16 protein-coding genes are annotated in these 15,581 nt (G+C 31.9%); all 16 read right to left on the reverse strand.

Annotation, left to right across the window (positions count from 1 at the left end):
• Positions 1-8: 8 nt before the first annotated feature.
• On the reverse strand, positions 9-1,607 hold the full coding sequence (locus tag JJQ93_RS03640; protein WP_045408147.1) for an ATP-binding protein: 1,599 nt from the start codon (positions 1,605-1,607) through the stop codon (positions 9-11).
• Positions 1,604-2,173 carry an HAS-barrel domain-containing protein gene (locus tag JJQ93_RS03645; RefSeq protein WP_045408149.1) on the reverse strand — a complete coding sequence of 190 codons (570 nt, stop codon included), beginning with the start codon at positions 2,171-2,173 and terminating at the stop codon, positions 1,604-1,606. Before JJQ93_RS03645 ends, JJQ93_RS03640 begins: the two co-directional genes overlap by 4 nt.
• Entirely contained in the window at positions 2,170-3,336 is a 1,167-nt protein-coding gene (locus JJQ93_RS03650; protein WP_274892781.1) for a DNA double-strand break repair nuclease NurA, read from the reverse strand. Before JJQ93_RS03650 ends, JJQ93_RS03645 begins: the two co-directional genes overlap by 4 nt.
• Position 3,337: 1 nt before the next feature.
• Positions 3,338-3,937, reverse strand: a complete 600-nt coding sequence (locus JJQ93_RS03655; protein WP_274892782.1) for a RecX family transcriptional regulator — start codon at positions 3,935-3,937, stop codon at positions 3,338-3,340.
• A gap of 40 nt (positions 3,938-3,977) precedes the next feature.
• Positions 3,978-5,009 (reverse strand): recombinase RecA, encoded by a 1,032-nt coding sequence (recA, locus tag JJQ93_RS03660; protein WP_045408153.1) that lies wholly within the window; start codon positions 5,007-5,009, stop codon positions 3,978-3,980.
• 59 nt (positions 5,010-5,068) lie between these two features.
• A complete protein-coding gene (locus JJQ93_RS03665) occupies positions 5,069-6,313 on the reverse strand; it encodes a competence/damage-inducible protein A (RefSeq protein WP_274892783.1) in 1,245 nt (414 codons plus the stop codon).
• 13 nt (positions 6,314-6,326) lie between these two features.
• The gene (gene pgsA / locus JJQ93_RS03670) at positions 6,327-6,863 is read right to left on the reverse strand and encodes a CDP-diacylglycerol--glycerol-3-phosphate 3-phosphatidyltransferase (RefSeq protein WP_045408158.1); all 537 of its coding nucleotides are present in this window, start codon (positions 6,861-6,863) and stop codon (positions 6,327-6,329) included.
• Positions 6,860-8,173 carry a 30S ribosomal protein S12 methylthiotransferase RimO gene (rimO, locus tag JJQ93_RS03675; RefSeq protein WP_274892784.1) on the reverse strand — a complete coding sequence of 438 codons (1,314 nt, stop codon included), beginning with the start codon at positions 8,171-8,173 and terminating at the stop codon, positions 6,860-6,862. The genes pgsA and rimO overlap by 4 nt, the downstream gene beginning before the upstream one ends.
• Positions 8,174-8,248: 75 nt before the next feature.
• Complete coding sequence (locus JJQ93_RS03680) at positions 8,249-10,417, reverse strand: FtsK/SpoIIIE family DNA translocase (RefSeq protein WP_274892785.1); 2,169 nt, start codon at positions 10,415-10,417, stop codon at positions 8,249-8,251.
• A gap of 79 nt (positions 10,418-10,496) precedes the next feature.
• Positions 10,497-10,721 (reverse strand): YlzJ-like family protein, encoded by a 225-nt coding sequence (locus tag JJQ93_RS03685; RefSeq protein ID WP_085111942.1) that lies wholly within the window; start codon positions 10,719-10,721, stop codon positions 10,497-10,499.
• Between the two features lie 4 nt (positions 10,722-10,725).
• Positions 10,726-11,424 carry a ClpP family protease gene (locus tag JJQ93_RS03690; RefSeq protein ID WP_085111943.1) on the reverse strand — a complete coding sequence of 233 codons (699 nt, stop codon included), beginning with the start codon at positions 11,422-11,424 and terminating at the stop codon, positions 10,726-10,728.
• 51 nt (positions 11,425-11,475) lie between these two features.
• Positions 11,476-12,714: an aspartate kinase gene (gene dapG / locus JJQ93_RS03695; protein WP_274892786.1), complete on the reverse strand. Its 1,239-nt coding sequence runs from the start codon at positions 12,712-12,714 to the stop codon at positions 11,476-11,478.
• Positions 12,715-12,790: 76 nt separating this feature from the next.
• Entirely contained in the window at positions 12,791-13,048 is a 258-nt protein-coding gene (locus JJQ93_RS03700; RefSeq protein ID WP_085111945.1) for a YlmC/YmxH family sporulation protein, read from the reverse strand.
• Between the two features lie 18 nt (positions 13,049-13,066).
• The gene (dut, locus tag JJQ93_RS03705) at positions 13,067-13,519 is read right to left on the reverse strand and encodes a dUTP diphosphatase (protein ID WP_085111946.1); all 453 of its coding nucleotides are present in this window, start codon (positions 13,517-13,519) and stop codon (positions 13,067-13,069) included.
• Positions 13,512-14,759, reverse strand: coding sequence for a M16 family metallopeptidase (locus JJQ93_RS03710; RefSeq protein ID WP_274892787.1), 1,248 nt, complete (start codon positions 14,757-14,759; stop codon positions 13,512-13,514). The genes dut and JJQ93_RS03710 overlap by 8 nt, the downstream gene beginning before the upstream one ends.
• 15 nt (positions 14,760-14,774) lie before the next feature.
• Positions 14,775-15,482 carry a polysaccharide deacetylase family protein gene (locus tag JJQ93_RS03715; protein ID WP_274892789.1) on the reverse strand — a complete coding sequence of 236 codons (708 nt, stop codon included), beginning with the start codon at positions 15,480-15,482 and terminating at the stop codon, positions 14,775-14,777.
• Positions 15,483-15,581: the final 99 nt, after the last annotated feature.

Raw genomic sequence — 15,581 nt, forward strand, 5'->3', positions numbered from 1 at the left:
TCTTCTAATCAGTCTGGAAATAGCTCATCGATTTTTTCTTTTTCCATCAATTCTAAAAATGGCTTATCTATAAAATCTGCATCGTTGTAAGTTGAAATATCTTTGTAAAATTCTTGGTCATAATTTCTCGTTTTAATCACAACAGGCATAGGTACAGCATGACCCAAAATTAAAGCTTGTTGCTTTTGATCAAGGCTTGCTAATACATTTCTCAATTTCGATGCATTATTTACACCGGATAAAAATGAATTAATGTCGTTATCGTCCTCTAATCGACAAGTAATCTTTGTCCCAATTTGAGACATGACCTCTGAATCAATTTGGGATGTCCTTTGGTCTACAATCAATAAAGTTACATTGTATTTCCGCATTTCCCTTGCTATTTCTCCCATAGTAGTCTCTTTAGAAATTGAGGGATCTAAAAATCTGTGAGCCTCTTCAATTGTTATGATTAAAGGTATGGGACCTTTTCCGTTATTAGCTATAGCTTCCTCAGATTTTTTTACGTACATATCATGTATATGTCTCGTTATAATATTTGCCACAAGCATATAACCAAGTGTTGATACATTTCCAAATTCAACAACGACATTTATGCCGTTCTGCAAGTAATCCATTATTTGTTTTATACAATCATTAGGAACAACTTCCATCAAAAAAGGAAGCTTCGTAAATCTCTCCAGCTTTCTTCTTAAAGCTTGAAGAGAGCTGGCATTGGCACCTATATCTAATGCATATTCATCAATCTCTGAAGCATCTATATTAAGGAAATTATACAGCCAATTGTTGCCTTCTTTCTTCATTATTTGATATATACTTTCAATTGCTGTAGTATTTAGATTCAACATGGAATTAAGTAACAAAATATCATCTGGGGTTATTTGATTGTAGGCAATGTTTAAAACGCCATCAATAGGTACCTGTCTCCTCAAGGAAGATTCTCTATCTAAAGTAAATATTGCAACCTTACTTCCGAATAATTGCTTTAACCCTTTTACATATCCGCTATTTTCACTTTTTGCACCATAGCCGTATTCATTATGAGCATCAAAAATAAGACTAACTGCAAGATTAGATTTTACTAAACCAGACAGCAATAACCGTGTCAAATACGTTTTTCCAGTTCCAGCACGGCCAAAAATACCTGTGCTTCTCTCTACTAACCTTTTTAAATTGATACAAATTGGTATATCCATTTCTGGAGGTGTGCCGATATAAAAATTTTCCTCTGATGGTTCTCCAAAAACAGCATATATATCTTCTTTATCTGCATCCAATGCATAAGAACCGTAAGAAGGTATCGATTTTACCGTTAAAGGATTTTTGCTTTCATCTATTTGTATCATAGGCGACAATGTGACAACACCGTATACTCCTGTACCTTCTATTATTTTCTCGTCTATTTCGCTATCAAAATCTGTTCCACTGATCATTATTTGAGGATTAACAGCTTCATACTTTATATCGGTTACCATACACAAATATTTGTTTTTTTTGCCGGTCACTACTATAAAATTACCAACCTTAACATCTTCTATAATGCTGTCACCTATAAGCTTAACATCCAAACCAGATGAAATAGACCCTCTAAAAATTTTTCCTTTCATATATTACACATCCTTTTTATGGTTACATACCTGTCGAAATCATTCTTTAGCAATCTTATCAGTTCTTTGCCAACTTCAATCAAATATGTTTTTTCGTTAGAATCATAAGAATGTAAATTCCTTATAGCTGCCGCAATTAGCTCGTCTTCAATGCCTGTTTTACTATTTAATATATACTTTATATAATTGAGATTTTCTCTTATACATTTTAGATCACTTTCATCACAAAGATATGTAAAAGCATGTATTTTAGCGGGTTTAGGTGGAATTAATCCAATATATCTGTCTTTTTTATATCCAATTATTTGCACTTCAAAATACGTGTGCATTAATTCAAAAATTTGTGGTTGCTGCATTTTTAACTCCTCTTCAGACAATCCAAAAGCTACTGGTTTTCTACTTTGGTCATCACTCATTGTGGAGACATTATATACAATTCCATATATAGTTATATCGTTTGATGTTGTTTTTACAAAACTTCCAAAGTCAGGACCATCATTTAATTTTATCGATTGACACAAAAATTTTTGCGTACTGGTCTCTATCACTTCACCTATGTGATTCATAAAATACTACTCCTTTTTCTTTGCGATTTATACGAACGAGATACTTTTAACCCATTCCTTATATATAAATTTGAAAGAATATTATAGAATTGTTCCCTATCTGCGCCAGTAACAACAGCTTGTTCATGTGCTTCTGACAGTGATATTGGATACCCATTTCCTTTTTTGGTTTGATCATAACATACAAAATGAACTAAATCTAAATTTCTTCTATCAGTTGCAACCCAGTATGGAATTTCTATTCGCGCAATTTCATGCCCCGTATTTAAATAGAAAAATGCGATTTTGTGCTGACCGTAGTTTTCTAAAATATGGGATGTGCTTAGGAATAACGGAGATCTTTCTCCTTCATTAAGTATTTTCAAAAAAAGATCAGCATCGTTTAACTTGCTTATAGTGCTACAAGGCAATTCTTTATCATTTTTCAAATATGGACAATTACTGCAATTTACTGGGTCTTGTGGGCACAGCGATATACGCAACATATTTATAAAATCATTGCTTTTAGGAGAACTTATATAACCAACAATAGGTGTATTAAATTTTTGTGCATAATCAAAAGTCTCAAGAACACTATCGATTATATTTTGTTCATCAGGTTCCCCTTGTACCATCCATTCTATCAGTGTTCCATCAATAAAGGCTATTTTATTTTTGCCTTTTATTTTAGATATACATTCGGAAATTTTTTTATACTCCATTATTGTTCTTTTAAATGTTATATCTTTAGGAGTAACTAAAGCTTTAACACCTACATATTCCTTAAATAAATCTTCCTCCTTAAAATACAGATATGGTTCAGATTTTAACTCCGCACTTGAATCTTCACCATAGGTAAATATTACATAACCTATATTTATTAAATAGCACAATCTGATTTCATGTCTATCAGGCATAATTTGTGAGCCATCTACTGCAATTACACTATAATCATTTATAATATCACTGACAAGCTTTGTGTTATTTAAGCTTTCAAGTGGAATTGCAGTTAGCCAAGATGTTTTGCTGGATTTTATCTTTTTTACAAGTTCATTTTCAATGCCTTTAGCTTTATTAAATTCATTTATTGCATTCTTTAAATCATTTGATATATTATTAAGCAGGCTTTTTTCACTATTTATTAGTGCATTAAGCAAAGGAATCAACTTAGAACTATTTAACAATTTAATAAACCTCCTCATCTGAGAGGACTTTGTTTATGTCTTCGATTTTAAATCCCTTTCTGTATAGATAATTTTTGATTTTTAACTTATCATTTGTGGAAATACTTTTTTTTCTAATTAATTTTTGAATTACTTCTACTTCATCATCATATAGTTCACAAAGCTTAAACTCAATTAAAGAAGGCTCTATTCCCTTTCTTACAAGTTCATTGTAAATCCTGTATTTACTGAAAAGGCGCTCTTTCTTCTCTTTTACATATAATTCTGCGTAATACTCATCATCCAAATAATGCAAATCCATAAGCTTATTTATGACATCACCAATTACAGAATCGCTGTATCCTTTTAAGCGTAACTTCTCACATAACTCTTTCTTTGTTTTCATATTGTAAGATAAAATTCTAATAGCATCGTTATATGCATTTTTAAATGTCCAATAGTTTACATAATAATTATATTGTTCCTTGTCAATTTCAACACCATTTTCTAACTTAAACAATTCCTTTTCTTCGTAAGAAACAGAGAAAGCATATTTATCATCAATATAAACATTGAATCGCATATTGTCATTTTTCTGTTTTTCTATATTTGTTATCTTCATCTAATCACCTTTTATAGAAAAATAACCCTATACAGGGTTACTAATCTTGTTCAACTTCATCATCGATGACAGATTTTTTTGTTGTCACTAAAAGATTAAAATTTTCTCTGATTTTGTTTTCTATCTCATCAGCAATTGCTTTGTTTTCTTTCAAATACTGTTTCGCATTTTCTCTACCTTGTCCAAGCCTTATGTCGCCATATGAATACCATGCGCCACTTTTATCAATTATGTCGATGCTTGCAGCTAAATCTAAAATACTTCCTTCTCTCGATATACCTTCTCCATACATAATGTCAAATTCTGCTTGTTTAAAAGGTGGTGCAACCTTGTTCTTTACGACTTTTACCCGCGTTCTATTTCCTACAATATCATTACCTTGTTTTATACCATCCACTTTTCTTACGTCCAAACGAATTGTAGAATAAAATTTTAATGCCCTTCCGCCAGGGGTCGTTTCGGGATTCCCAAACATTACACCAACTTTTTCTCGCAACTGATTTATAAATACCGCTACAGATTTTGTTTTGCTTATAACACCAGATAACTTTCTTAAAGCCTGTGACATAAGTCTTGCTTGAAGTCCAACATGTGCATCACCCATATCACCATCTATTTCTGCTTTCGGTACGAGAGCTGCTACAGAGTCAATAACAATCACATCCACAGCACCGCTTCGCACTAAAGCTTCGACGATTTCAAGAGCTTGTTCACCAGTGTCTGGTTGAGAAACCAACAAATTATCTATGTTGACACCTACATTTTTAGCATATACAGGATCTAAAGCATGTTCAGCATCTATAAAAGCACCTGTTCCTCCTAATTTCTGAGCCTCAGCCAATATATGTAATGCAATTGTTGTCTTGCCTGAAGACTCTGGGCCAAATATTTCTATTATTCTTCCCCTTGGAACTCCACCAACTCCTAAAGCTATGTCCAAATCTATAGAGCCAGTAGAAATCACATCGATATTAAGCTTACTATTATCGCCAAGTCTCATTATTGAACCTTTCCCAAACTGTCTTTCAATTTGGCTTATGGCCATGTCAAGGGCTTTTTGTTTTTCTATCATAATTTCTCCTCCCGCCAAAATTCGGCAATATTCATAATTCAATTATATATTAGTAACATTCAATAGTCAATTTTTAGACCGCTTAAATGTCTTCTAAGCATATCTAAAGCATGCATGGCAGAATTTAATCTTATTTTATCCCTATTTCCATTTGAAATTATTTTTTTTATGTATACTGTTTTTTTGTATGCTAAACCTATATAGACTAAACCAACAGGTTTAGTGGGCATACCACCGCTGGGACCGGCTATACCTGTAATAGATAAACCGTAATCTGTTTTTGCAATGTCTTTTACATTGACAGCCATTTCCCTCGCAGTTTCTTCGCTAACTGCTCCATATTTTTCTATGGTGTTTTTGGATACACCTAAAATCTCTTCTTTTGACTCGTTACTGTACGTTATAGCTCCAAATTTAAACACTTCAGATGCACCTGGTATACTAGTGATTTTTTCAGACAACAATCCACCAGTACATGATTCAGCAGTAGAAAGTGTAAGATTTTTTGTCTTTAATAAGTTTAAAACCACAGATTCCAATGTATCATCATCTACTCCAAAAATGTATTCGCTTAAAAACCCCCTTATATTTTTTTCATACTCATCAATCATGTTTTTTGCTTTTAAAGGATCATCTGATTTTGCAGTTATTCTCAATGTGACAAATCCATTTCCAACAAGCGGAGCAACAGTAGGATTCTGTGACACAAGCAAGTTATTTACCATCTCGTCAACTTGTGATTCACTAATGCCAAACATCTTTATAACTTTAGAAACAATTATCTCGTCGCTTAAAGGTTTTAAATATGAATATACATAGTTTTTAAACATAGGTATTAATTCTGCTGGCGGACCAGGCAAAACAACCACTACCTTGTTGTTTTTTTCTATAATGAATCCAGGAGCTGTACCATTGTCATTTGGTAAAATTTTAGCTCCTTCCGGAAATAAAGCCTGCTTGTAATTATTTTGAGTTAAATTTCTTTTTGACCTTTTAAAATATGATTGAATTTTAAGCTTCGTATCAATGTTTTCAATAAGCCTTAATGAAAAAAACTCAGCAACGGTTTCCTTTGTCAAATCATCAATTGTCGGTCCTAAACCACCTGTTAAAATTATCAAATCAGAACGATCTGAGGCAATTTTAAGGCACTCTAAAAGTCTGCTTTTATTGTCACCTACATTTGTTTGAAAATAAACATCTATTCCAAGTGTAGTCAGCATCTCAGATATAAATTTTGAATTTGTGTTAGCAATTTGCCCTAAAAGAAGCTCTGTGCCAACAGATATTATTTCACATTTCATAAGATGCACCTTCTTATCCTAAAATTATGTTTCTACATTTTACCACATAATCAATTCCAGAATAAACTGTAAAAAATAGTGCTAAATACACAGCTATAGTCGAAAATGGGAAAAATACGTATTCAAATGGATAATTATTCAGCATTAGCGATATTATAGCTATGATTTGGAACATCGTCTTATATTTACCAAGATTGCTGGCCGCGATTACGACGCCTTTATCTGCTCCAACCGCTCTTAATCCAGTTATTATAAATTCTCTGCAAAGAATAACTATGACAATCCAGCTTTGTATACGGTTTAGCTGTATTAAGACGATTAAAGCAGATGAAACCATGATTTTATCTACAAGAGGATCCATAAACTTGCCCAAATTTGTAATTTGATTGTATTTTCTTGCAATATATCCGTCTAACTTATCGGTTAACGAAGCAACTAAAAATAAAGAAGCTGCAATTATATTTGAGTATTTAATCCCTGACAACATTACTACTATAAAAAAAGGAACTAAAATCAATCTTGCAATTGTAATCTTATTTGCTGCGTTCACAACAACTCCCCCATTAGATCATAGTCAAAAGCTTTTGTGATTTTAACCTTAACAAAATCACCAATGCCTAACTTCTTATACGACTTAAAAAATATCATTCCATCAATATCTGGAGCATCAATATAGCTTCTGCCATAATAAAATCCATCCTTTTGTCCTTCTACCACTACTTCAAACTTACTTCCAATTAATCTTTTATTATATTCAAGCGATATATTCCTTTGTAAAAGCATTATTTCATCGTATCTTTTTTGTTTAATTTGTTCTGAAATTTGATTTTGCATCTCGTAAGCTTCAGTATCTTCTTCTCTGGAATATGTGAATACACCCAATTTATTAAACTTTTTTTCTACAATGAAATTTTTTAAATCATCAAATTCATCCTCTGTCTCTCCCGGAAAACCAACAATAAACGTTGTTCTAATTATCATTCCAGGAATAGACTTAAGTTTTTCAATTGTGCTTTCAATCTTTTTTCTCGTTGTATTTCTTTTCATTCGCTTTAAAACTTCATCATTTGAATGTTGCAATGGTATATCTATATATTTTAGCACTTTTTCATTTGTCTTTATCTCATCAATAAGTTCTTCCGTAATGCTGTCTGGATATGCATACAATATCCTAATCCATTTTATCCCATCTATATGTGATAATTTTCTCAATAAAGTTGGCAACATGTATTTATTGTAGATATCAATGCCATACTTTGTGGTGTCTTGAGCAATCAAAATTAACTCTTTAACGCCATTTTCAGCTAACATCTTTGCTTCATTGAGTAAATCTTCTATTTTGACACTTCGGTAACGTCCCCTCAATTTTGGTATGATGCAGAATGAACACTTATTATTGCATCCTTCTGAGATTTTCAAATACGCGTAATGTTTTGGTGTGCTTAATATTCTTGGTGAATCTTTATCATCTAATTCATTTGCATGTCCATATTCTAAAATACGCTTTCCATTCAATGTATCTTCAATTACATCTGCAATTTTCAAAAAATCGCCAGTGCCTATTACAGCATCCAATTCAGGAAGACTTTTTAAAAGTTCATCTTTATATCTTTCTGATAAGCATCCAGATGCAATTAAAGATTTTAATCTCTTTTTCTTTAATTTGCCCATTTCTAGTATATAATCGATAGATTCTCTTTTTGCACTTTCGATGAATCCACATGTATTTATAATCAAAACGTCAGCATCATTTTCATTATTTACTATATTAAATCCTTTTTCCTTTATTATCCCTAACATTTTCTCTGAGTCAACGATATTTTTCGCACATCCAAGAGATATTATTCCGACATTTACCATTTGAAGCTCCTTCCTTAACCTTTTTGTATTTACAAAGAAAAGTATATACCATATAAACCACATTGTAAAGAAATATTAACCGTTTATTATTCTTTTTATTTCTTCTTCTGATAGCAATATTTGCCTTGGTTTAGAGCCGTCGTATCCACTTATTATTCCCTTTTGCTCCATCTGATCTATTATTCTTGCAGCTCTTGCATAGCCTATCCTAAGCCTTCTTTGCAGCATGGATATGGAAGCTTGTCCAGTTTCTACAATTACTTTAATTGCATCATTCATCAATTCATCTTCTTCTATTTCTTTGTTTAATGTACTTTTTGACTCGACGATTATTTCTTCATATTTTGGCTCATTAGCATTTGACTTTAAGAAATTTACAATTTCTTCAACTTCTTTATCCGAAATAAATGCACCTTGCACACGAATTGGTTTGGATTCGCCAATCGGGTAATAAAGCATGTCTCCCTTTCCTAGCAATTTCTCAGCACCAGACATGTCTAAAATAGTTCTTGAGTCTATTTGTGATGAAACAGCAAAAGAAATTCTAGATGGTATATTTGCCTTTATGACGCCAGTTATAACATCTACTGATGGCCTTTGTGTAGCAATTACTAAATATATACCTGCAGCTCTTGCCATTTGGGCCAATCTACATATGTATTCTTCCACTTCTGCTGGTGAAACCATCATGAGATCTGATAATTCATCTACAATAACGACTATCTTAGGCATTGTGTCAATGCCATGAATTTTATTATACCCTTCAATATCCCTTACATTGTTTTCTGCAAATGCTTTATATCTTTCTGTCATTTCATTTACTGCCCAATTAAGGACACCAGCGGCTTTTTTAGGATCTGTAACAACAGGCGTTAGTAAGTGTGGTATGCCATTGTAAATATTCAATTCAACAACTTTAGGATCTATTAAAATCATTTTGACTTTATCAGGGGAAGCTTTGTACAATAAACTTACAATTAAAGTATTAATACAAACACTTTTGCCTGAACCCGTAGCACCAGCAATTAATAAGTGAGGCATTTTTGATAAATCAGCTATAACTATGTTTCCAGCAATGTCTTTTCCTAATCCTATTGTTAGATCGGACTTGCTTTCCCTAAATTTTTTAGTGTCTATAACTTCTCTAAGTGTCACAACAGATATTTTTTCATTTGGGACTTCAATCCCAATTGCAGATTTTCCTGGGATTGGAGCTTCTATTCTAACGGAAGGCGTTGCAAGACTTAATGCAATGTCGTCTGTTAAACTAACTATTCTGCTGACTTTGACTCCAGGGCTTGGTTGTAATTCAAATCTTGTAATAGCTGGCCCTCTGCTGACTTGCACTACTTTAGCATCAATGGCGAAATTTTTAAGCGTTTCTTCCAATTTCTTAGCATTTTCTATGATTAAATTATTGTTAACTTTTTGGTGTGGTATACCTTCTTTAAGCAATTCTATGGGTGGATAAATATAATTCTCGTAAGTTTTCCCTTTATTTTCTATCTTTGAGATTTTGGATTCATCTTCGCTATGGTCTTTTTTCTCATCTATTTCTTCTTCTAAGTACGGTTGTATTATCTTTAATTGTTGTTCTTCGCTATTTGCAACTTTTTTTCTGGATAATTTTTTTTCATCTGGTTTTTCTACAATTTCAGGTAGCATATTTTCATGATTAAATTCTAATGTCTTTTTTTTGTTTTTATATTTTTCTATAAGCTTAGACATCTGTCTATATACTGATTTTATGCTTTCAATAAGTGATATATCTGTAAGAAGTATGATGCTGATGACTAATGTAGAAATCAGAAATAACCAACTTCCTATAACTCCCAAAAACTTAACAAGTACAAAGACAGTTATTGCAGAAACAATCCCACCACCTGCCCCATTTAGTCCATGCTTAATGCTATCTAAAACATAATTTTTAAAATAGCCAATGTTATCATAAAAATATATCTGAACCATATTTATAAAACACAAAAATGTTATTAATAAACATATGATTCTTTTATAGTCTAAAAAATTCTTATTTTTAAATAAAAGAAATAATGAATACACTAAAATTAATAGCGATATTGCATACGCGCCTACGCCGAAAAGGCTTTTTAATAAAATTACCAATTCTTTCCCTACTATTCCTGTCTTGTCAGAATAAAGGCTTATTATAGAAATAATCGAAAAAGTAAGCAAAATTATTCCAACTATTTCATTGTTGTATTTTTCTTTAGTCTTTGATTTCATAATTATCACCCAATAATTAATTCTACATTTTATATAAAAATCCTTTTTATCAAAAAAATAGATGTGTTAAACACATCTATTATAGCACAATTTGATTTTTTTTGAAATCAATTGTAGTTCCAGGTGCGTATTTAGTTTTTAGATAATCGTTTGGATTTGTAGAGTACATTCTTATTATTTTATATTTATCCTCTTCTTTTTCTAAAATGAATGTTTTTCCTTCCATATATATTTCAATATAATTATCTTTTATTTCATCACATTTTTGAAAGACAAGTTCGTAAGGAATTATAGTGTATAGCATAAAATCACCTATTTTCTTTCTCTTTAATTAATTGTTGAAGTTTTTCAATTGCTTCTGAAACACCTCCAACTTCATCGATCAATCCATAGTCTACTGCTTCTTTTCCAACCAGGATAGTTCCAACATCATTTGCCAGCTCTCCTATCTTTAGCATAAGATTCATAAAAGCATCCCTTTTAATTCTCGAATTTCTTATTACAAATTCAACTATTCTATCCTGCATTTTATTAAAATAATCAAATGTCTGAGGTACGCCTATAACTAAACCTGTCATTCTTATTGGATGTATAGTCATTGTTGCGCTAGGAACAATGAAAGAGTAATTTGAAGAAACTGCAAGGGGCACACCTATGCTGTGTCCACCGCCTAATACGATTGAAACTGTAGGCTTTGACAAACTGGAAATCATCTCAGCGATAGCCAAACCAGCTTCTACATCTCCGCCAACTGTGTTTAACAAGATTAAAAGGCCCTTTATCTGAGGATTTTCTTCAATTGCTACTAATTGCGGTATTATATGTTCGTATTTTGTAGTCTTATTCTGTGGCGGTAATATCATGTGTCCTTCTATTTGTCCTATTATTGTCAGACAATGAATACTACTTTCGAAATTTGGCAAATTCGTCTGTCCAAAGCTCTGTATATTCTGCTGTACTGCCGTACCAGTTTGCACAGGTAAATCTTCATTTTTTAATATACCCATTTTATCACTCTCCTATAAAATTAGTATAAAAAAATTAGTGCATATTATGCACTAATTATAGCTTTCAAGCTTAAATTCATCGTGCAAAACCTTCACAGCTATATCTGCCTTATCTTGACTTACAAGACATGAAATAGTATTGTGAGAATCTGCCGTTTGAAAAATCTCTATATTATTATCAGATAATGCTTTTATTATTCTGGCCATAACACCTGGAACACCACGTATTCTATTTCCAATTATCGAAACTTTGCTGCAATTTTTCCTTATCGCGTATTTAACATCATTTTCTTTTAACAGCGTTTCTAATTTTGATAAATCAGCTTCCGATATGGTGAATATTTTCCTATCAGGAAAGACATTTATAAGGTCAATACTGATTTTAGCTTCTGCAATCTTCCCAAAAATATCTTTATCATCTCTATTTAATTCAATAATAACTTGAACTCTATTGTTCATATTAGCTATACCTGTAACAAGGTTATCAGAGTCATAAATGTTATTGTAAACATTGTTGTATTGAGTAATAATAGTTCCCGGACTATCGCTCATTGTATTTTTTATTACTAAAGGTATATTGCCTCGCATCGCAATTTCTACAGCTCGAGGATGTATCACTTTTGCACCTTGTTCCGCCAATTGAAAAACTTCATTATAGCTTATTCGCTTCAATATATGAGCATTTGAGACGATTCTGGGATCTGCTGTCATGATTCCATCTACATCTGTATAAATTTCTACGGCATATGCTTTCAATGCTTCACCTAATAATGCAGCAGTCGTATCACTGCCACCTCTGCCTAAAGTCGTTATATCACCATCAACTGTAATACCTTGAAATCCAGCCACTACAGGAATTATATTTTGATTTAATGCGTCAATAAGATATTGTGGCTCTACTCTTATTATTTCTGCATCTCCAAAATTATCATCCGTAATTATTCCCGCTTGTCCTCCAGTAAAAACTTTTGATTTATAGCCTTTGCTCATCAAGACATTTGAAAATATGACACTTGAAATAATTTCACCACATGACATTAAAATATCAAGTTCTCTTTTAGGAGTATCCTTATATATTGACTTGGCAAAATTTATTAAAGTATCAGTTGCATACGGATCTCCACTTCTTCCTATTGCAGATACTACTACCACTGGCATGAATCCTTGTTCAATAGCATCTACTACTTTTGATACCGCCATATTTCTTCTTTCAGACGTTGAGACAGATGTGCCACCAAATTTCTGAACAATAATATTCGTAATAACCACCCTTTCATATACATCATGCAAAATAAAATAAATTTAATATTATTATACTTTATTATGCTAATAAAGGAAAGGATATTTTCCTTTCCTTTATTAGCGATCATAAAAATTTTCTCATTTTATCAAGCTCTACTTCCACAATTATCATATCATTTCCTATCTTTTTTATATACTCCCAAGGAATCTCTATGTAATTAGGCCTGCTTCTAAAAATAGATCCTTTTGTTTCATAGACAACAATTGAATTAATCTTTCCAGTATTTTCATCGATTATAAGATCTGAATCTTCAATTAAACCAAGCCTTTTGCCATCATTTAAGTTTACAATTTCTTTGTTGCCAAATTCACTTAGCCTCATCGTATCCTCCTTTCTCATCTATAATCCTGTATGTCCGAAGCCATTCTCTCCTCTTAATGTTTCGTCCAATTCATCCACTTCAACAATTTCCGGTATTTCTACTTTATTTATTATCATTTGCGCGATTCTAAGTCCTCTCTTAACTATAAAATCAATTTTTCCAAAGTTTATCAATATCAATTTAATTTCTCCTCTATAATCAGAGTCTATAGTACCTGGAGAATTCAACATGGTTATACCGTTATTTAACGCAAGTCCACTCCGTGGACGAATTTGTGCTTCATAACCTTCAGGCAACTGTATCATAATACCTGTTCCTATCAATTTTATTTCACCAGGTTTAATAACCACGTCTTCATCTACTTTTGCATATAAGTCGATACCTGCGGCTCCATTGCTCATATATTTTGGCAAAGGCAAATCTTTCGCATCATCTGTTTTTTTTATTTTCAAAAGCAATTTATTATTCAATTTTCATCCATCCTATCTGATTTTCGTTTATATCACCGACAACTGAAATCCCCAATTGCTCAATATTAAATATCTTTTTCGCAAGATTGTTAACATCATCATATGTAATTGAATCGATTTTATCTACAATATCATTGACAGTATAAACTTTTTTTAAAAAAAGCAGAGATTTGCCTATCGATGACATTCTGCTGCTAATACTATCCATATCCATTAAAATGCTAATTTTTAGCTGCTCTTTAAATTTGTTTACCTCAAATTCCGAAAAGCCATCATTTTTTACTTTTAAAATTTCCTTTATGATCAGTTCATAAACCGATTTTAAATTTTCAGTTGCAGTACTTGCAAAAATGGTAAAAGCACCTGTGTCAATATATGTAGACGGATAAGAGTAGATCGAATATACTAACCCTTCTTCTTCGCGAATTTTTTGAAACAGTCTGGAACTCATTCCTCCTCCGAATGCATTGCTAACAATAGATAAAGTATATATGCTGTCAAATGAATAATTTATGCCAGGCATACTTATACATATGTTTACTTGCTCATATTCTTTGCTTTTTAATACTATACCTTTATTCCAGTCAGGTTTGTCTAATGAAATGGCATTATTACAAGAATTTATATATAAAGTCTTTCTTGATATAATATCAAATATAGAGTCATCAAAATTCCCTGCAATTGAAATCACAATATTGTCTTTAATGTAATTATCTCTATAAAATTTGACGATCATGTCTCTATCAAAAGATTTTACAGTATCTTCATAGCCAAGAACAGGATATGATAATGGGTTACCTTTCCAGGTAAGGTTTGCCAACATATCATAAGCGACATCCTCTGGAGAATCATTATTCATGTTTATTTCTTCCAACACTACATTTTTTTCTTTCTCTATATCTTCACTTTTAAAAAGTGGATTAAACACCATATCGAAAAGTACATCAACTGCTTTTTCTGTGTATGAATTATACACTTTAACATAAAAGCAAGTGCTTTCTTTCCCTGTGAATCCATTTAACTGTCCACCGATATTATCAATTTCTTCCGCTATATCTTTTGCGCTTCTATTTTTTGAACCTTTAAATACCATGTGTTCAATAAAATGTGATATTCCATTATTATCTTTATTTTCATAACGAGAACCAACTTTAATCCATATTCCTATATACACTGAATTAACGTATGGCATCTTATAAGCTACCACATTAACATCGTTAATTTTCTTTTGTATGTACATTTACTACCTCCTCATTTATTTTAGAACATTTGAAACGCTAGTTATTTCATAACCTTTGCTTTCCAATTCTTTGATCATAGTAGGCAGCGCTTCTACAGTGCCTTTTGTCGGATGCATCAAAACGATAGCGCCATTATGAGCTTTTTTTACAACTCTATCGATAATATTATTAACACCTGGGTTGCTCCAATCTATAGTATCTAAACTCCATAAGATTACTTTATAGCCAAGATCTTCAGCAGTTTTTACCACATCATCATTAAAATCACCGTATGGTGGAGCAAAAAGATTAGGTTTTTTGCCAGTTATTTTAAAAAGCACATCACCTGCTTTTGATATATCCGCTGCATATTTTTCCCTGCTCCACTGCGTATACTTAACGTGTGTATACCCATGACTTGCTATCTCATGTCCAACGGTTGCAATTTGTCTGACTATCTCTGGATTTTTCTCAGCCCATTGCCCCTCAAAAAAGAATGTTATTTTTATGTTGTTTGATTTAAATATTTCTAACATCTTTGGAATATACTCATTCCCCCACGCTACGTTGCAAGCAAAAGCTATCTTTTTACTATTTGCATCGCCTTTATAAATAGGGTCATTTGTTTTAAACGTAGAAATAGAATGATTAACTAACATCCCTAATAAGATTATCGCAATAATTATTATTAAAATCAATATTACGGTAGTTTTTTTGGGATATTTTATATAATATATCTTCAACACTAACACCACCTAATCTATTTTCTTAATAAATTTTATTAGGTGATGTTATCAGATATTACTTTTTTATTGAATATTAATAAATAAAAAACATAAACC

This window comes from Thermoanaerobacterium sp. R66 (assembly GCF_028895185.1).
In the GTDB taxonomy this organism is placed as follows: domain Bacteria; phylum Bacillota; class Thermoanaerobacteria; order Thermoanaerobacterales; family Thermoanaerobacteraceae; genus Thermoanaerobacterium.